The sequence below is a fragment of the Ligilactobacillus salivarius DSM 20555 = ATCC 11741 genome, from assembly GCF_001435955.1.
Classification (GTDB): Bacteria; Bacillota; Bacilli; order Lactobacillales; family Lactobacillaceae; genus Ligilactobacillus; species Ligilactobacillus salivarius.
The window spans coordinates 169,402-188,213 of the sequence record NZ_AYYT01000002.1 but is presented as its reverse complement, the minus strand read 5'-3'; the positions used below and the strand labels follow the sequence as shown (position 1 = coordinate 188,213).

At 31.7% G+C, this 18,812-nt stretch carries 19 protein-coding genes and 1 other RNA gene; 17 read left to right on the top strand and 3 right to left on the bottom strand.

Annotated elements, in window-relative coordinates:
* Positions 1–6: 6 nt before the first annotated feature.
* The 10 genes from ffs to FC55_RS02025 all read left to right on the top strand — a co-directional run bounded on the left by ffs (position 7) and on the right by FC55_RS02025 (position 6,883).
* An RNA gene (gene ffs, locus FC55_RS09735) (signal recognition particle sRNA small type) lies at positions 7–92 on the top strand.
* 78 nt (positions 93–170) lie between these two features.
* Positions 171–1,910, top strand: a complete 1,740-nt coding sequence (gene dnaX, locus FC55_RS02065) for a DNA polymerase III subunit gamma/tau (RefSeq protein ID WP_035149887.1) — start codon at positions 171–173, stop codon at positions 1,908–1,910.
* Between the two features lie 17 nt (positions 1,911–1,927).
* Positions 1,928–2,242 (top strand): YbaB/EbfC family nucleoid-associated protein, encoded by a 315-nt coding sequence (locus tag FC55_RS02060; protein WP_003700666.1) that lies wholly within the window; start codon positions 1,928–1,930, stop codon positions 2,240–2,242.
* A gap of 26 nt (positions 2,243–2,268) precedes the next feature.
* Positions 2,269–2,868, top strand: coding sequence for a recombination mediator RecR (gene recR, locus FC55_RS02055; protein ID WP_003700665.1), 600 nt, complete (start codon positions 2,269–2,271; stop codon positions 2,866–2,868).
* A gap of 13 nt (positions 2,869–2,881) precedes the next feature.
* Positions 2,882–3,121: a YaaL family protein gene (locus tag FC55_RS02050; protein WP_011476227.1), complete on the top strand. Its 240-nt coding sequence runs from the start codon at positions 2,882–2,884 to the stop codon at positions 3,119–3,121.
* Between the two features lie 119 nt (positions 3,122–3,240).
* Positions 3,241–3,867 (top strand): dTMP kinase, encoded by a 627-nt coding sequence (gene tmk / locus FC55_RS02045; protein ID WP_003700663.1) that lies wholly within the window; start codon positions 3,241–3,243, stop codon positions 3,865–3,867.
* A gap of 34 nt (positions 3,868–3,901) precedes the next feature.
* Positions 3,902–4,894, top strand: coding sequence for a DNA polymerase III subunit delta' (holB, locus tag FC55_RS02040; protein ID WP_003700662.1), 993 nt, complete (start codon positions 3,902–3,904; stop codon positions 4,892–4,894).
* Between the two features lie 14 nt (positions 4,895–4,908).
* Positions 4,909–5,253, top strand: coding sequence for a DNA replication initiation control protein YabA (locus tag FC55_RS02035; RefSeq protein ID WP_003700660.1), 345 nt, complete (start codon positions 4,909–4,911; stop codon positions 5,251–5,253).
* Complete coding sequence (gene rsmI, locus FC55_RS02030; RefSeq protein ID WP_003700659.1) at positions 5,253–6,134, top strand: 16S rRNA (cytidine(1402)-2'-O)-methyltransferase; 882 nt, start codon at positions 5,253–5,255, stop codon at positions 6,132–6,134. Before FC55_RS02035 ends, rsmI begins: the two co-directional genes overlap by 1 nt.
* Before the next feature lie 11 nt (positions 6,135–6,145).
* Positions 6,146–6,883: an acyl-[acyl-carrier-protein] thioesterase gene (locus tag FC55_RS02025; protein ID WP_003700658.1), complete on the top strand. Its 738-nt coding sequence runs from the start codon at positions 6,146–6,148 to the stop codon at positions 6,881–6,883.
* Between the two features lie 66 nt (positions 6,884–6,949).
* Here the strand turns inward: FC55_RS02025 and FC55_RS02020 are convergent, their stop codons facing one another.
* Positions 6,950–7,930 carry an asparaginase gene (locus FC55_RS02020; protein WP_035149884.1) on the bottom strand — a complete coding sequence of 327 codons (981 nt, stop codon included), beginning with the start codon at positions 7,928–7,930 and terminating at the stop codon, positions 6,950–6,952.
* 151 nt (positions 7,931–8,081) lie between these two features.
* On the opposite strand from FC55_RS02020, the gene tsaB reads away from it, so the two are divergent.
* Genes tsaB through tsaD form a run of 3 tightly spaced genes read left to right on the top strand, consistent with a single transcriptional unit; the run spans position 8,082 to position 10,379 of the window.
* A complete protein-coding gene (gene tsaB, locus FC55_RS02015; protein WP_003700656.1) occupies positions 8,082–8,813 on the top strand; it encodes a tRNA (adenosine(37)-N6)-threonylcarbamoyltransferase complex dimerization subunit type 1 TsaB in 732 nt (243 codons plus the stop codon).
* Complete coding sequence (gene rimI / locus FC55_RS02010; RefSeq protein ID WP_225355444.1) at positions 8,800–9,324, top strand: ribosomal protein S18-alanine N-acetyltransferase; 525 nt, start codon at positions 8,800–8,802, stop codon at positions 9,322–9,324. The genes tsaB and rimI overlap by 14 nt, the downstream gene beginning before the upstream one ends.
* Before the next feature lie 23 nt (positions 9,325–9,347).
* Entirely contained in the window at positions 9,348–10,379 is a 1,032-nt protein-coding gene (gene tsaD, locus FC55_RS02005; RefSeq protein WP_003700654.1) for a tRNA (adenosine(37)-N6)-threonylcarbamoyltransferase complex transferase subunit TsaD, read from the top strand.
* Positions 10,380–10,442: 63 nt separating this feature from the next.
* Here tsaD and FC55_RS02000 read toward each other — a convergent pair whose 3' ends face one another.
* Positions 10,443–12,392 (bottom strand): ABC-F family ATP-binding cassette domain-containing protein, encoded by a 1,950-nt coding sequence (locus FC55_RS02000; protein ID WP_003700653.1) that lies wholly within the window; start codon positions 12,390–12,392, stop codon positions 10,443–10,445.
* Positions 12,393–12,565: 173 nt separating this feature from the next.
* On the opposite strand from FC55_RS02000, the gene FC55_RS01995 reads away from it, so the two are divergent.
* The gene (locus tag FC55_RS01995) at positions 12,566–13,207 is read left to right on the top strand and encodes a redox-sensing transcriptional repressor Rex (RefSeq protein WP_003710514.1); all 642 of its coding nucleotides are present in this window, start codon (positions 12,566–12,568) and stop codon (positions 13,205–13,207) included.
* 103 nt (positions 13,208–13,310) lie between these two features.
* On the opposite strand, the gene FC55_RS01990 is transcribed toward FC55_RS01995, so the two are convergent.
* Positions 13,311–13,940 (bottom strand): CPBP family intramembrane glutamic endopeptidase, encoded by a 630-nt coding sequence (locus FC55_RS01990; RefSeq protein ID WP_034983087.1) that lies wholly within the window; start codon positions 13,938–13,940, stop codon positions 13,311–13,313.
* A gap of 195 nt (positions 13,941–14,135) precedes the next feature.
* Here FC55_RS01990 and groES point away from each other — a divergent pair, with 195 nt between their 5' ends.
* From groES to FC55_RS01975, 3 genes are all read left to right on the top strand, one after another.
* Entirely contained in the window at positions 14,136–14,420 is a 285-nt protein-coding gene (gene groES / locus FC55_RS01985; RefSeq protein WP_035149881.1) for a co-chaperone GroES, read from the top strand.
* A 29-nt stretch (positions 14,421–14,449) separates the two neighbouring features.
* Positions 14,450–16,072: a chaperonin GroEL gene (groL, locus tag FC55_RS01980; protein ID WP_003700648.1), complete on the top strand. Its 1,623-nt coding sequence runs from the start codon at positions 14,450–14,452 to the stop codon at positions 16,070–16,072.
* Between the two features lie 195 nt (positions 16,073–16,267).
* Positions 16,268–18,670 (top strand): cation-translocating P-type ATPase, encoded by a 2,403-nt coding sequence (locus FC55_RS01975; RefSeq protein WP_003700647.1) that lies wholly within the window; start codon positions 16,268–16,270, stop codon positions 18,668–18,670.
* Positions 18,671–18,812: the final 142 nt, after the last annotated feature.

Here is an 18,812-nt window from a genome sequence, read left to right as displayed (position 1 = left end):
CGCAAGGCCTTGAGGCAATGTTGTCTTTGTGAAGCGTGTCAGGTCCGGAAGGAAGCAGCACTAAGCAGAGTTCGCATGTGCCTTAAGTTAATATGAAATGTTAACTCTCGGTTTTGTTCTTGGAGCAACCGAGAGATTTTTTTTGATGAATTTTGGAAGGAGGAGTCTCTTTGAGTTATCAGGCTCTTTATCGAGTTTGGCGTCCACAAAGATTTATGGATCTAGTTGGTCAAGAAATGGTGACCAAAACTCTGAAAAATGCAATTATAACTCACCAAACCTCGCATGCTTACTTATTTACTGGCCCTAGAGGAACTGGTAAGACATCTGCAGCAAAGATTTTTGCCAAGGCTATAAATTGTCGCTTTTCAAAAGAAGGTGAGCCTTGTAACGAGTGTGAAACATGTAAGGCCATTACGGAAGGACGTTTAAATGACGTTATTGAAATAGACGCGGCTTCTAATAATGGTGTAGAGGAAATTAGAGATATTAGGGATAAAGTAAAGTATGCGCCCACAGAAGCTGATTATAAAGTATACATTATTGATGAAGTTCATATGTTATCAACTGGTGCATTTAATGCTTTGTTAAAGACCCTTGAAGAACCTCCAGCAAATGTAGTCTTTATCTTGGCTACAACGGAACCGCATAAAATCCCAGCAACTATCATCTCAAGAACGCAGAGATTTGATTTTAAGAGAATAACTGCTGAGTCTATTTTACAAAGAATGATTTATATTTTAGATCAAAAAAATGTAGATTATGATGATAAAGCTTTAAAAGTAATCGCTAAAGCTGCTGAAGGTGGAATGCGTGATGCTTTAAGTTTACTAGATCAAGTAATCTCTTTTGGTGATAATAATGTTACTTTAGATAACGCATTATTAGTAACGGGGAGTGTTACACAAGAAAGTCTATTTAATTATCTGAAATTTGTACTATCTAAAGATACGACTAATGCTTTAAAAAAAATTCAGCAGATTGTAGAACAAGGTAAAGATGCCAATCGCTTAATTGAGGACTTAATTAATTATTGTAGGGATTTACTATTATACCAACAAGCACCAGAAATGGTTTCTGATGGCGAATTAGGTTTATTAGATGATAAATTTAAGGAATTATCTCAACAAATAAATGTTACTCAACTTTACCAAATTATAGATGAATTAAATAAACAACAAGAGAATATGAGATTCAGTTCTCATCAATCTATTTATTTGGAAGTATTAACTGTCAAACTAACGCAATTAAGTACGAACAGTGAAGCTGATAGGGTATCGAATGTTGATTTGAGCCAAATTGAATTATTAAAGCAAAAAATAGAAAACTTACAACGTAAAGTGGATAATTTATCTAGTAATACAGTTCAAACTGAAAAGAATAATGAGCCTAGAAAGCAAGTTAGAAAAAATACAACAAAGGGACAAAAAAATGTTAAAATTAGTTTGTCACAAGTTTATAGTGTATTAAACAATGCTACAAGGCAATCGCTAAATGAATTGAAGCAAGTTTGGCCAGATTTAATGAATATGTTATCTGTTACTCAAAGAGCAATTATGCATGTTAGTGAGCCAGTTGCAGCTAGTGAAAATGGTGTTGTTGTTGGCTTTGAATATGCATTTTTATGCCAAAAAGCTCTTGAAGACCAAGAGTTGATAGATACTCTGGAAAATGGATTAGACAGACTAATTGGAAAGGTTCCAAGCTTAGTATTGATTCCAGTAGAAAATTGGCCTGAAATAAGAAGTAACTATCTTAAACAAAGAAAAAATGGGGCAGTAGTTATTGCTGATGATACAAGTGAACAATCTCAGGATAATGATGATCAATCTGCCTCAACTCAGCCAACTATTATACAAAAAGCTGAGGAACTATTTGGTACAGACATTGTTGAAATAAAAAATGATTAACTGAAAGGATATGATGAATGATGATGCGTGGTATGAACATGCAAAGTATGATGAAGCAAATGCAAAAACTACAAAAAAATATGAAAAAGGATCAAGATGAGCTAAATGCAACTGTTTTTGAAGGTCATGCAGCTGATGATGCTGTAGTAGTAAAATTTACTGGTGATCATAAGATGACAGATATATCTATCAAGGAAGAAGCTATTGATCCAGATGACGTAGATATGTTACAAGATTTAGTACTTATGGCAGTTAATGATGCTATGAGCAAGATTGATAAACAAACACAAGAAACAATGGGTAAATATTCTCGTAATATTCCAGGACTATAATTTTTCTAGAAGGAAGGGGTTATTAGATGCAATATCCAGAACCTATTTCTAAATTAATTGATAGTTATATGAAATTACCAGGAATTGGTAGTAAAACGGCAACTAGATTAGCATTCTATACAATTGATATGCAAGAGGATGATGTAACCGAATTTGCTCAATCTTTGATCTCTGCTAAAAGAGATTTAAGTTATTGCAGTATCTGTGGTAATATTACTGAAAGTGATCCTTGCATGATTTGTGCTGATAAATCGCGAGACAATAGTAAGGTTGTTGTTGTTGAACAACCTAAGGATGTAATGTCATTAGAAAGAATGAATGAGTATCATGGTTTATATCATGTACTTCATGGTGTATTATCTCCAATTGAAGGAAAAGGTCCTGAAGATATAAATATCGCTTCTCTTTTAAGAAGACTGCAGAAAAATGAAGCAATAAAGGAAGTTATCATTGCTACTAATGCAACCCCCGAAGGAGAAGCAACTGCTATGTATATTGCTCGTTTAGTAAAACCAGCTAATATAAAAGTTACTAGATTAGCACATGGATTAGCTGTAGGTAGTGATATTGAATATGCAGATGAGATGACATTATTTAAAGCTATTGAAGGACGACAAGAAATTTAAGGTGGTGAGTATTCTGTTCGGTAGAAATAAAAAGAAATTACGCAAAGAATACGATGAAGAACTGCTTTATTTGATAGATCAGGCTAAAAAAAATTGGGATCATGCTAGGCAAACGGAACAAGCTGTATATGAAGTAGATGAGGAATTAGTGGCTGAAACTCAGCTTGCAAAAGCTAAATATCAATTTTTATATCAAGAAGCTAAGTTGCGAAATGTCAGGGGACATATTCAATCCTCTGTAATAGATCATTAATTAAAGAAAGAGGAATTGTAATTTAAAATAGCAGTTCCTCTTTTTATTTTTTGCAATTAGACATAAAGAAAAAATTAAAGTAGAATTGAATTAATATTATATGCAATGAGGTTTTTTTATTGGAAGGAAAATTTATAACATTTGAAGGTATTGATGGTTCAGGTAAAACAAGTGTATTAAAAGGTGTTATAGAACATCTAAATGATAAGAGAATAGATAATTATATTTGGACTAGAGAACCCGGTGGAAATAGAATATCAGAAGCTATCAGAAAGATCATTTTAAATGTTGAATACACAGAAATGGATGCAAGAACAGAGGCATTACTATATGCAGCAGCCAGACGACAACATTTAGTTGATACAGTACTACCAGCTTTGAATGAAGGAAAGCTAGTTCTATGTGATCGTTTTGTTGATAGTTCTGTAGTATATCAAGGAGTAGCTAGAGATATAGGTGTAGAGCCAGTTATTAAATTAAATGAGTTTGCTACTGAAAATCTTAAACCAGATTTAACTTTATACTATGATGTTGAACCAGAGATAAGTTTGAAGAGAATTAGCAATAATCGTCAAAATCAAGTAGATAGATTAGATAAAGAATCTATGGACTTTTATCATAAGGTAAGACAAGCATATTTATCATTGGCTGAAAGCAATAAAGAAAGAATTAAAGTTATTGATGCAAGTCAAAATTTAGATAAGGTTATAGATGATACATTATCTATTTTAAATAATTTTATGTAATTTCCATAGTTAGAATTAGAGGTATCCAATTAAAATGAAAATGTCTATAACGGAAAGACAACCATTTTTAACGAAACATTTTGCAAAATTGATTAGGGAAAACAAGCTGGTACATGCATATTTACTATCAGGAGCTGAAGGTACTGGAAAAATAGAATTAGCAAAGTGGATTGCTAAGGGGATATTCTGTTTAAATTCACAAAATGGAGTACCTTGTTTAAAGTGTTCTGAATGTAATAGAATTGAGAATAATAATCACCCAGATGTAGTTACTATTATGCCGGACGGATTATCAATAAAAGTTGAGCAAATAAGATATTTGAAGTCGGAGTTTAATAAGAGTGGGGTAGAAAGTGATAGGAAAGTATTTATTATCCAAGATGCTCAGAAAATGTCAATTGGAGCTGCAAATAGTTTATTGAAATTCTTGGAAGAACCATCTGGAAATATAACAGCTTTTTTATTAACATCCGAACCACAAAAATTGTTACCAACTATTATTTCAAGGTGTCAAGAAGTTGAAATGCAACAACTTACTTCTGGACAATTGGAGCAAGAATTAATTTCAGAAGGTATTTCTGAGAAAAATAGTCATATTTTAGCCAATCTTGCTCAAAGTGTAGTTGAGGCTAAAAAAATTAATGATAATGAAAATTTTAATAAGATTTTAGCAACTGTCAATAATTGGTATCGAAAATTGTTAAGAAAAGATTTATTATCATTTGTAATGATTCAATCAAAAATTATCGGACTTATTCAAAATAAAGAAGATCAAAATCTAGTATTACAAGTTATAATATTAACTGTACGTGATACAGTTTTAGAACGTTTTGGATTGACAGAAGAAATAGTCTTTAAAGAAAATATAGATTTTATCCAACAAAATACTGCACAGATAGCAAATAGTAAATTGGTTAATGGCTTAAATTTGGTGGTAGAAAGCAATAGAAAGTTAGCAAGTAATATATCTATGCAAAATATGTTAGAAACTTTAACGTTAAATTTGTTTGATTGCTATTTTAAATAAATAGGAGTGGTACTGTGAATAAACGAGAACTTTATGATAGTTTTGAAGAATTGGAGAAACAAACAAAATTTACATTATCTCAAATTGAACGGATAAAAGCTGAGATGGGTAAAGTAATTGAAAAGAATGCAGAGTTAGAAATTGAAAATCAACATTTAAGAGAACATTTGCATGAAATTGAGCAGAAACAAAAAGGCAACAAGGAAGGAACAGAACTCTCTAAATCTAGAAAGAATTTAGAAAAATTGTATGAGGAAGGATTTCATGTCTGCAATGTGGATAATATGTATGGTTCACGAAGAGTTAATGATGAGCCATGTGTATTTTGCCAGGATGTGATATATGGTGATAGGCATTAATGGTATTACAAGTAATTAGTAGTTTCAAAGGACAAACTTCAAATGGAACTTTATATTTGGTTCCAACTCCTATTGGAAATTTGGGAGATATGACACCTAGAGCGATAGAAGTTTTAGGTGAAGTAGATTTAATAGCAGCAGAAGATACTAGAAATACCCAAAAGCTATTAAATCATTTTAATATCAGTACTAAACAAATTAGTTTTCATGAACATAACACTAAGGAAAGAATACCCAAGTTAGTTGAAAAGTTAAAGACGGGTATAAATATTGCACAAGTTAGCGATGCAGGTATGCCATCTATAAGTGATCCTGGGCATGAATTGGTTGAGACATGTATTAAAGAAGATATACCAGTTGTACCACTACCAGGAGCTAATGCAGGTATAACAGCGTTAATAGCTTCGGGATTAATTCCACAGCCATTTTATTTCTATGGTTTCTTGCCACGAAAAAATAGTGAACAGAAACAAGAATTAACGAATTTAAAAGGACATACTAGCACAATTATTTTCTATGAAGCTCCACATCGATTGAAAAAGACCTTAAAGAATATGTTAGAAGTGTTGGGAAATAGAAAAGTTGTATTATGCCGCGAATTGACTAAAAAATTTGAAGAATTTATTAGGGGGAATTTAGAAGAAGTAATGGAATGGGCAAATACTTCTGAGATTCGTGGAGAATTTGTAATAATACTAGATGGTAATCATAATGAACAAGTAGAAGAGAATAAGGTAACCACTAATTTAAGTATTGAAGAACAAGTAAAAGAGTTGATTGAAGATAGGAATTTAAAACCTAATCAAGCAATTAAAGAAGTAGCTAAAGAAAATGGACTAAAAAAACAGGAAGTATACAATTTATATCATCATTTGGATTAGAGGTAATATAAATGGTAGCCAAGAGATACAATGAGAAACATCGGGTAGTTTTCTACGAAACTGATGTAACTAAGAATATAAATATTGGAATGTTAGTTGATTTGATGATGTTAGCATCGGAAAATCAGAGTGAACAATTAGGTATAGGAACAGATAAAGTAAATGGTCTAGGATATGGATGGGTTATTACTCAACATGTTTTGGAGATTGAACGCCTTCCTAAGATAAATGAGGAAGTTAAAATTTGGACAGAAGCAGATTCTTATAATAAATATTTTTGTTATCGCGAATTTGGAATAGATGATATGGATGATAATCCGTTAGTAAGGATGCATACAATCTTTGTATTAATGGATTTTAAAAATAGAAAAATTTCTCAGATTGTACCAGAACTTATTATACCTTTTGGGGCAACTGAAACTCCTAAGGTGAAACGATATAAAAATGTTAAAAAGATAAAAGAAATAGACAATCATAAAAAATATCAAGTTCGTTTTATGGATATAGATTCAAATCATCACGTTAATAATGTACACTACTTTGACTGGATGTTAGATACGTTAGACTATGATTTTCTCAGCAAACATACGCTAAAGAAGATAAATATTCAGTATAAACAAGAAGTTACATATGGTGATATAGTAACAAGCAATGTCCAAATAATAAATAGTAATGATACAATTACTACTTTACATGCAGTTAAGAATAATGATAAAGTATCATGTTTAGCTGAATGTGAGTGGATATAAAAGAAAAGGCACTGACAATAGGTAGAATGATAATTCTATTTATTGTCAGTGCTTATTTTATGCTTATTACGAGATTGCATCGCTAACAAAATTAGCCAAATCTTTACCTTTCAAGCCGGCACTAATGCCGACTAATAATTTTATTCGAGCTTTTTGACCATTTAATCCTTGGCAGAATATGACACCCATCTCCTTTAACTGAACACCGCCACCTTCGTAAGAATAAACATCTTCAGCGATACCATTAAAACATCTAGAAACTAAAACGACAGGAATATTTTTATCAATGATTTTCTTTAAACTAGGAATTACATGTGGTGGAAGGTTTCCAGCACCAAGAGCTTCTATAACTAAACCATTAGTATTACTTGTATCGCTAGCAATAAAATCAAAAAGTTCATTATCCATACCAGCGTATGCTTTTAATAAATATACATGATTTACAACATTTTGGATAGGTAAGGCAGTATGTCTAAGTAACTCTTCAAAAAATGAAACTTTATGTTTAGATACTAAACCAATTGGTCCAAAAGTTGGAGTTCTAAAAGTTGCAACATTGGTTGTATGAGTTTTTGTAACATATCTAGCAGTATGAATTTCATCATTCATTACTACTAAAACACCTTTACCATGAGCTTCATCACTAGCAGCAGTTTGAATAGCAGTTTGAAAATTATGTAGACCATCAGATCCAATTTCATTTGCGGATCGCATTGCACCAGTAATAACGATAGGAAATTTACTAGGAATGGTTAAATCCAAAAAATAAGCAGTTTCTTCAAGAGTATCTGTACCGTGAGTGATAACAACACCATCAATATTTTCATCAGCAGCACGTAAAATTCTTTTTTCCAGTAGAAGCATTTGTTTAGGTCCAATATGTGGAGAAGGATAATTGAAAATATCTTCAGTAATTAAGTTTAATTTTCCAGCAAAAGGATTAGCAAATTGATTAAGAGGATTAGAAGAATCGGGAGATACAGCACCATTTTGATCTTCAGACATTGCAATTGTTCCACCAGTATGTAGTATTAATATGTTTTTCAAATTAAACCACCTCATAAGAATAAATATATGTAAGCTAATTATAACTACCTAAAAAATGAATGTCGAGAAAGAATTAAGATAACAGATTTTTAATCAATAAGTTAGTGTGATAAAATTATACGAGTAAAACTCAAACGAGGTGAATATAATTATGAAAATATTGGCAATAGATACGTCTAATAGACCTCTAAGTGTGGCAATATTAGAAGATAAAAGATTGTTAGCAGAAACTACTACTAATGTTTTAAGAAATCATAGTACTACACTTATGCCAATTGTAGAAGATTTATTAAAAAAAGCTGCAACAACGATTCAAGAAATAGATAGATTTGTTGTTGCTAAAGGTCCAGGTTCATATACAGGTTTAAGAATAGGAGTTACTACGGCAAAGACTTTTGCGTTTACTTTAAATAAAGAATTGGTGGGGGTTTCTAGTTTAAAAGTATTGGCGGCAAACTATAAAAATACTAATAGGATTATTGTCCCTTTATTTGACGCTAGAAGACAAAATGTTTTTGCTGGGGTATATCGTTGGGAAAATGGAGAATTGGTTAATGTAATGCCTGATAGACATATTTCTTTAGAAAAACTTCAAGAGAAATTAAAAGACAATGAAGTTGTCTTTATTGGTGAAGATGCAATTAAGTTAGAAAAAGAAATTAGTGAATTCTTTGCTAGAGAAGATTATATTTTTGCTGAAGGAAAAGATAATTATCCGTCAGCAATGGTGTTAGGTGTTTTAGGACAGAAAGAAAGCGTAGTAGAAAATATTAACGATTTTATTCCAGATTATTTGAGATTAACACAGGCTGAAAAGCAGTGGCTAGATAAGAATAGTGATGAAAAAATTAAGTACGTTAAAAAATTTAATGACCAATTATAAAACAATGTTTAAACAATATAAGAAAGTTTATTCTTTTGAGGAATGTTTATATCAAAATAAAATTACTTTAAGGCAAGCTATAGTTACAGATATTAATAGTTTTCTACAAATTGAAGAAGACGTTTATAATGGAAAAACGCCATGGAATCATACAGCGTTTTTGCAAGAAATGTTAAACAATAGACGCTCGATTTATATATCTGCAGTAGCTAAAAATGAAGTTATTGCATTTATAGGTGTAGACTTTTATCCACTAAAATGTGAAGCTCACATTACTAATTTTGCAGTTGCTACTCCATATCAAGGACAAGGACTAGCAAAGTTTATGATGAAAAAAATAATGGATTTTTGCAAAGATGAAGGCTATAAAGTAATTTCTTTAGAAGTGAACAATAATAACATTATTGCGAAATCATTGTACGCTAAAATGGGTTTTGAAGAAGGAAAATTCTTGAAAAATTATTATACTGAAACTTTGGAAGATGCAATAGAAATGTACGTTTATTTATAATTTAAAATTTAAGGTGGAGAATAATGGATAAAAAAGATAATATAATTTTAGCTTTTGAATCTAGTTGTGATGAGACAAGTGTAGCAGTAGTAAAAAATGGAAATGAAATCTTGTCAAACATAGTTGCAACTCAAGTGGCTAGTCATCAAAGATTTGGTGGGGTTGTTCCAGAAGTTGCTTCAAGACATCACATTGAACAGATAACATATTGCATACAAGATGCTCTTGATGAAGCTAATGTAGATTACGAGGACTTGGATGCGGTAGCAGTGACTTATGGTCCAGGGTTAGTGGGTGCTTTATTAGTAGGTGTAGCTGCTGCTAAAGCCATTGCATTTGCACATAATTTACCATTAATTCCAGTAAATCATATGGCTGGACATATCTATGCCGCAAGATTTATAGGAGAGATAAAATTTCCAGCTTTAGCTTTATTAGTATCAGGAGGACATACTGAATTAGTATATATGCCTGAGGAAAATAAATTCCAAATAATTGGCGAAACTCGTGACGATGCAGCTGGGGAAGCTTTTGATAAAGTAGGTAGAGTAATGGGAATGAAGTATCCGTCTGGTAAGGAAATCGATGAATTAGCTAAAACTGGGAAAGATACTTTTAATTTTCCAAGAGCGATGGAGAAAGAAGATAACTTTGATTTTAGTTTCAGTGGTTTGAAGAGTGCGTTTATTAACACTGTACATCATGCTAGTCAAATTGGAGAAAAGCTTGATAAAGCAGATTTAGCTACAAGTTTTGAACAAAGCGTAGTTGATGTATTAAGTAGTAAAACCGTCAAAGCATTGGAACATTTTAAGGTAAAACAATTAATTCTTGCTGGAGGCGTAGCTGCTAATCAAGGATTAAGAACAAGATTAGATAAGGAATTAACAGCATTTAAAGATGTAGAATTGTTGAAAGCACCTTTGAAATTATGTGGTGATAATGCAGCGATGATAGGTGCTGCTGGATATGTGGCTTTCAAGCATGGTGTTCGAGCTGACATGACATTGAATGCTGAACCAAGTCTAGAATTTGAATGGATGGTAGAAAAATAAAAAGATGTGAGACTTAGTATGACTAGAGTGAGCATAACTCTGGTATTAAGTCTTACATCTTTTTTATTGTAATTCTTCTAATTCTAAACTTAGTTCAGTCCATTTACTTTCGGCTTCATTTAAATCATTTGTTGCCTTAGATAGCTTTGTGTGTAACGTATCCATTTTTTGTGGATCATTGAAATTATCAGGTAGTGTCATTTCTTGTTCTATATTGGCTTTTAATTCTTCAAGACGTTCCATTTCAGATTCAGCATCATCAACTAAACGTTGTAATTTACGCTGTTGTTTTTGTAATTCTTTACTTTTTTTATAGTTAAGTTGCTTTTGAGAAGTTTTTGAAACTTGTTGATCATCTTGAGATTGTTCAGCCTCTTTAGCTGCTTCAATTGCTTCTAATTCAGCTTTTTTCTCTAAATAATAATCATAGTTACCAAGGTATAAGTTGCTTCCTTCTGGAGTGATTTCAAGAACAGTATCAGCAACTTGATTGATGAAGTAACGGTCATGAGAAACAAATAAGATAGTTCCTTCAAAATCAATTAAAGCACTCTCTAATACTTCTTTACTATCTATATCTAAATGGTTAGTTGGTTCGTCGAGCATTAAGAAATTATCTTCTTGTAGAGCAAGTTTTGTTAATGTTAATCTGGCCTTTTCCCCACCAGAAAGATTATGTACTACTTTTTTAACATCATCACCGACAAATAAGAAACTACCTAATAATGAGCGAACATCTTTTTCTAACATATTAGGATGATCATCCCATATTTCATTTAGGACAGTTTTTTTATCATGTAGGTTTTGTTGTTCCTGATCGTAGTACCCAGTTTGAACATTAGTACCAAAAGTAGCAGATCCATGGATGAAAGGAATATTTCCTAAAATACTCTTTAGTAAGGTAGATTTACCAATTCCATTAGGTCCGACAATAGCCATTGCATGATGTTTACGTAATTCGAAAGTGATAGGATTTGAAATAACTTTTGAATCATAGCCAATAGCAGCATCTGTAACCTTTAAAACTACATTTCCACTTTCTTTGTTAGCATGAAATTTAAAATGAGGACCTTTTTCTTCACCTTCAGGACGTTCTAATCTATCCATTTTCTCTAGTTGTTTTCTTTTACTTTGAGCTCTTTTAGTTGTAGAAGCTCGAACTAAGTTTTTATTAACAAAATCCTCTAATTTTTGAATTTTTACTTGTTGTTTTTCATATTCCTTCCATTGAGTACGCAAGCGAGAAGCTTTTTCTTCAATATAATGAGAATAATTTCCAACATAATGACTAGAATGTTGATGACTTAATTCGTAAACTTCGTTAACAACTTTATCTAAGAAATAACGGTCATGTGAAACGATTAAAAGGGCACCGGTATAACCTTGGATATAATTTTCTAACCAAGTCAAAGTTTCAATGTCAAGGTGGTTGGTAGGTTCGTCAAGAATTAACAAATCACGTTTTTCTAAAAGTAATTTGGCTAAAGCTAAACGTGTTTTTTGTCCACCCGATAAGTCAGAAACCATTTTTCCATAATCATTTTCAAAAAATTGGAAACCATGTAAAACAGCTTTTACTTCATTTTCATAGCCATAACCATTATTTTCTTGGAAGTCATGTTGTAATTGATCATATTGATTTAATAATTGTTGATATTCCTTAGATTCATGTGGAATTGACGGAGAAGCAATCTTTTCTTCAAGTTGATGAATCTTAGCTTCCATCTTTTGCAAAGGTTCAAAGACACTTAACATTTCATCTAATACATTTTTAGTAGATTCTAATCCTGTATGTTGTGCTAAATATCCAATGGTTAAATCTCGTTTAGTAACGATTTTTCCTTCATCTGGAAGTGATTCACCTATTAACATTTTAATTAGTGTAGATTTTCCTGCTCCGTTGCGACCAACAAGTGCGATCTTGGAGTTATCTTTTATATCAAGATTGACATTCTCAAAAAGGATATCTGCTCCAAAATGTCGGGCAACTTGCTGTGCTTGTAAAAGTAGCATAAAATCACCTTTTCTATTAATTTACTGTATTATAACACTAAGACGATTTATAGTGTAACATAGAAATTTCACAAATAAAAACGTTAAAGATGATAATTAAGCCAATATATTGTATAATTGTGGAGCTATGTGTTAAACTTATGTTAAATATTTCACGAAAAGAGGAAAGTCTAATGGCAGAAGTAAAGATTCCGCAGGCTACTGCAAAACGTCTACCGATATATTATCGTTATCTAAGACTATTATCTAATTCTGGAAAGAATAGAGTTTCTTCAACAGAATTAGCTGAAGCCGTAAAAGTAGATTCTGCTACTATTCGACGTGATTTTTCGTATTTTGGTGCTTTAGGTAAACGTGGTTACGGATATGATGTACAAAGTTTACTTGATTTTTTTACTAAGCAATTAAATCAAGATACGCTAACTAATGTTGCTTTGGTTGGGGTTGGTAATTTAGGACATGCTTTATTGAACTTTAATTTCCATCAAAGTAATCATGTAAGAATTAGTGCAGCATTTGATGTAAATGAAGATATTACGGGAACAATTCAAAGTGGAATTCCAGTATATCCAATGTCAGATATGAAAGAACAATTAAAGTTGCAGCAAATTGAAATTGTAATTTTAACTGTTCCAGCTCCTGTAGCACAAAAAGTTACAGATGAGTTAGTAGAAGTTGGTGTAAGAGGAATATTGAATTTTACACCACTTAGAATTACTGTACCAGAAAATATACGTGTGCAAAATGTAGATTTGACGAATGAAATGGAAACTTTAATTTATTTCTTGAATCATTTTGGAAGTACAGAAGAGTAATGTTACATAGAAAACAGAAACGAGTAGCAAAATAAAAATTGCTGAAGATTATGATGTTATCTAATCACATTAATCTTCAGCAATTTTTTGATATTAATAACTTCTAAAGCGATGATAGAAGTATAATAAACAAATTTAGAAATATATGACTAAGAATAGAAGTAATAATTGTTCCAGTCCGATAGTAAATATAGCAAAACAAAAGGCCAATACTAGCATAAATAAGGAAGTGACCATCCATATGAGCTAAACTAAATAGAAGACTGGAAATTAAGGCAGCAGGTAGAAAAGGGATGAATCTTGAAAAATTTCCAAATAAAACTTTTCTAAAAATTAACTCTTCCATTACAGGTGCAACAATTCCGGGTACTAAAATGTAGTATGGGTAATGGTGAACAATTTCTAACAATAGGTTAGTATTAGCTGAATATGATGAAAAATGGAAAAGTTCTGATTCGATACGAGATAATCCAATTTGAATTATGAGGGCACCGACCATACCAAGGATACTCCAGAGTAAAATAGATTTAAGTTTAATGGTTTTATGTTCTAATTTATTTTTAAAAGAGAATCTATGATTGAGATAAACAATAACCAACATGCAGAGTATTCCAATAATAGTTTCAACCAAATAAAAATTATGACTTTGATTATAAAAAATATTGAATATTGCTAACAAAATTTGATAACTAATATAGGTTAGCAATAAAGGAATAGAATTTCTTTGTTCCAAATTAATTATCACCTTTCATTTTTAAATTTAATTGTACCATTAATAGGTCAAATAAAAAAATTAGCACTCTAATGTGTCGAGTGATAAAAAATACTTGCAATTTATATTTAAAGTGGTTATAGTATTAATTGTAGTTAGCACTCAAGAGTTGAGAGTGCTAAATGATACAGATGATTGATATTGGAGGGATTAGACGTGCTTAAACCATTAGGAGATCGCGTTGTTTTAAAAGTTCAAAAGGAAGAAGAACAATCCATTGGTGGAATTGTTATCGCAAGTAATGCAAAAGAAAAGCCTACAACAGGTGAAGTAATTGCTGTTGGTAACGGACGTATCTTAGACAATGGACAAAGGGTTGAACCTGAAGTAAAAGTTGGTCAATCAGTTGTTTTTGATAAGTATGCTGGTTCTGAAGTTAAATATGAAGGTGAAGAATATTTAGTAATCCGTGAAAATGACATTATTGCGGTTGTAGATTAATTTTTAATTAATTTGAGGTGAAGAGATTTATGGCAAAGGAAATTAAGTTTTCAGAAGATGCTCGTTCAAAGATGTTGAAGGGTGTAGATAAATTAGCAAATACAGTAAAATCAACTATTGGTCCTAAAGGTCGTAATGTTGTTTTGGAACAATCTTATGGTTCCCCAACAATTACAAATGATGGTGTAACAATTGCTAAAGCTATTGATTTAGAAGATCATTTCGAAAATATGGGAGCAAAATTGGTGTCTGAAGTTGCTTCTAAGACAAATGATATTGCTGGTGACGGTACAACAACTGCTACTGTTTTAACACAAGCTATTGTAAATGAAGGTATGAAAAATGTAACTGCTGGTGCAAACCCAGTTGGAATTCGTCGTGGTATTGAATTAGCAACTAAGGCTGCAGTTGACGCATTACATGAAATGTCTCATACAGTAGAATCCAAGAGTGATATTGCACAAGTTGCTTCTATTTCATCTGCTAACGAAGAAGTTGGTAAATTAATTGCTGATGCTATGGAAAAAGTTGGTAACGATGGTGTTATTACAATTGAAGAATCCAAAGGTATCGATACTTCTTTAGATGTTGTTGAAGGTATGCAATTTGATAGAGGATATCTATCACAATATATGGTAACAGATAACGATAAGATGGAAGCTAATTTAGATAATCCATATATTTTATTAACAGATAAGAAGATTTCAAACATTCAAGAAGTATTACCATTATTGCAATCAATTGTACAACAAGGTCGTCCATTATTGATTATTGCTGATGATGTAGATGGCGAAGCATTACCTACACTTGTTTTGAACAAGATTCGTGGAACATTTAACGTTGTTGCAGTTAAGGCTCCAGGATTTGGTGATCGTCGTAAGGCAATGTTACAAGATATTGCTACATTGACAGGTGCTACTGTTATCACAGATGACTTAGGCTTACAATTGAAAGATACAACAGTTGAACAATTAGGTTCTGCTGGAAAAGTAACAGTAACTAAGGAAAATACAACAATTGTTGAAGGCGCTGGTGACAAGGACAAGATCGCTGAACGTGTAGAACAAATTAAGAAGCAAATCAGTGAAACAACTTCTGATTTTGATCGTGAAAAATTACAAGAACGTTTGGCTAAATTATCTGGTGGTGTCGCAGTTATTAAAGTTGGTGCTGCAACTGAAACAGAATTGAAAGAACGTAAGTACCGTATTGAAGATGCTTTGAATGCTACACGTGCTGCTGTTGAAGAAGGATTTGTTCCTGGTGGTGGTACAGCATTGGTAAATGTTATTGGTAAAGTTGCTGCTTTGGAAGAAGAAGGCGACGTACAAACAGGTATTAACATTGTAAAACGTGCTTTGGAAGAACCTGTTCGTCAAATTGCAGAAAATGCAGGTTTAGAAGGTTCTGTAATTGTTGAAAAATTAAAGGAACAAAAACCAGGTGTAGGTTTCAATGCTGCTACAAATGAATGGGTTGACATGGTTGAAGCTGGTATTGTGGATCCTACAAAGGTAACTCGTTCAGCACTTCAAAATGCAGCTAGTGTATCTGCTTTATTATTGACAACAGAAGCGGTAGTTGCTGATAAGCCAGAACCAGAAAGTAACAACCAAATGCCTGCAACACCAGGTATGGGCGGTATGATGTAATCTATGTTTAGATTACTAAATTAGAAATAAGTAATAAACACTGAGATTTCAGTCGTGAAATTTCAGTGTTTATTTTTTTATAAATTATATAATATTTTAAATGTATTATATAAAAGTTAAAGATTGTTCAATGATTTTATTATATCCTGCATGTTATACTAACATTAGTGATAGTTAGGGATTAGGGGGATAGTAATGAAAAAATCAAGTAACGAAAAAATTGACATAAATAGGATAACTCCTGATGCAGACTATGGGCTTACGGATAAACAAGTGGAAAAATATAAGAAAAATGGTTGGAGTAATGAGACAGTGAAACCACCTGTACGTACTGCTAAAGAAATAGTTGCAGAAAATATATTTACATACTTTAATTTGATATTTTTAATATTAACTTTACTTTTATGTTTAGTAAATTCATTTAGAAACTTAACCTTTTTACCAATTATTATTGCAAATATTTTTATTGGGATAATTCAAGAATTAAGGGCAAAAAAAGTTGTTGATAAGTTAACGATGCTAAATGTTCCGCAGGCTATGGTAGTAAGAAACGGAGAGGTTAAACAAGTAAATGCAGAAGATTTAGTATTAGATGATATTGTAATCTTTAAAACGGGGAATCAAATTTTAGCTGATAGTGAAATTGTAAGTGGAGAAGTTTTAGTAAATGAATCTTTATTGACAGGGGAGTCTGATGAAATTCCTAAAAAGCCAGGAGATAAATTAATGTCAGGTAGCTTTATTATTGCTGGAAAGTGTAGAGCAAGACTAACAGCGGTTGGCAGAGACTCATATATTTCTAAGTTAACATTAGAAGCTAAGAAAATGAAAAATGTTGAACGTTCTGAAATGATCCAAGATCTTGATATATTAGTAAAATTTGTAGGTGTAGCGTTAGTTCCGATTGGAATTGTTTTATTTATACAAGGAATTTTTATAAATCATGAAAGTTTACATGACAATATAACATCTATGGTAGCAGCTGTTTTAGGTATGATACCAGAGGGACTGTATTTGTTAACAAGTGTAGCATTAGCTGTTAGTTCCATGAGGTTGGCAAAGAAAAAAGTATTGCTTCATGATATGAAAAGCATTGAAACTCTAGCAAGGGTAGATGTTTTATGTGTAGATAAAACAGGAACAATTACTGAAAATAAAATGAAAGTAGAAAAAATAAAAGCAATCGATATAGAAAACAGAGATACCTTTGAAGAGTTATTAGCAAAGTTTGTTTATGCAATGGATGAAAGCAATAATACTATGAAAGCAATAAGGAATTATTGCAAACAGACGAGCAAAGTGATAGCAAGTGAAATCATTCCATTTACATCAAAAAATAAGTATAGTGGGGCTGTTTTTGAAAATGATGCATACATATTAGGTGCTCCTGAATTTGTATTGCGTGAAGATTTTCCATTATATCAAGATGATATTAATGAAGATACTAAAAAAGGATACAGAGTACTAGTATTTGGAAAAGCTTTAGATGGTTTTATGGATAAGAAAGTTACAGGTAAAGTAATTCCTATAGGATATGTATTAATAACAAATCCCATAAGAAAAGAGGCACCTGCAACATTTAACTATTTTAAGGAGCAGGGAGTAGAAGTAAAGGTTATTTCTGGAGATAATCCGCAAACTGTTTCAGAAATATCTAAAAAAGCTAAAATTGAAAATGCAGATCTGTACATTGATGCTACAAAGTTAGAGACAAAAGAGGAACTAGCTGAAGCAGTTAAAAACTATAATATTTTTGGTAGGGTGACACCAACGCAAAAAAGAGAAATTATACGAATTTTGAAAGAACAAGGAAGGACTGTTGCTATGACAGGCGATGGAGTAAATGACGTGCTAGCACTGAAAGATGCAGATTGCAGTATAGCTATGGCGTCTGGTAGTGATGCTGCAGTTTATTTATCGCAAGTAGTGCTATTAGAATCGAATTTTTCATGTATGCCTGACGTAGTTTTAGAAGGAAGACGTGTAGTAAATAACATCCAACGTTCTGCTAGTTTGTTTTTGGTAAAGAATATATTTTCCTTTTTCTTATCAATGTTAGCAGTTATTTTATCATTTACTTATCCTTTAAAGCCTGCACAAGTTTCATTGATAGGGATGTTTACGATTGGAATACCTGCCTTTTTCCTAGCGTTACAACCTAATAAAGAAAAGATAGAAGGGCGATTTTTATCTAATATATTACTAAGGGCCTTTCCAGCAGGGATAACTGATGTGATAGTTGTGGAAATGATGGTACTTTTAGCTTCGATGTTTGAAATAAAATATGCAGACTATTCAACAGCTTCCACTATTTTATTATCTATAGTAGGATTGATAGTTTTGTATAAGACTTGTAAGCCATTCAATGTCCTTAGAGTAACCGTTTATGTGGGATGTATCTTAGGATTGATAGGAAGTTGCGTATTTTTACCATGGTTATTTGGCATTACATTGCCATCGAAAGAATGTATTGTTTTATTAATATTAATTGCAATAACGATTAATACGTTATTAAGTTTTACAACCAAAATTGTTAACTTAGTTCGAAATGGTTTTATTAAAATTAGAAATAAAATAAAAAATATTTTGAATAATTAACAGTTAATTTCTAACAAGAACTATGTGACAAAATTCTAACAAAATTACTTTTTTAAACATTTTGATTAAATAGCTGTTGAAACTTTAAATGAAATATGATTTTATATAATTTGTATCAAAATATTCTTAACATTTAGTTAAG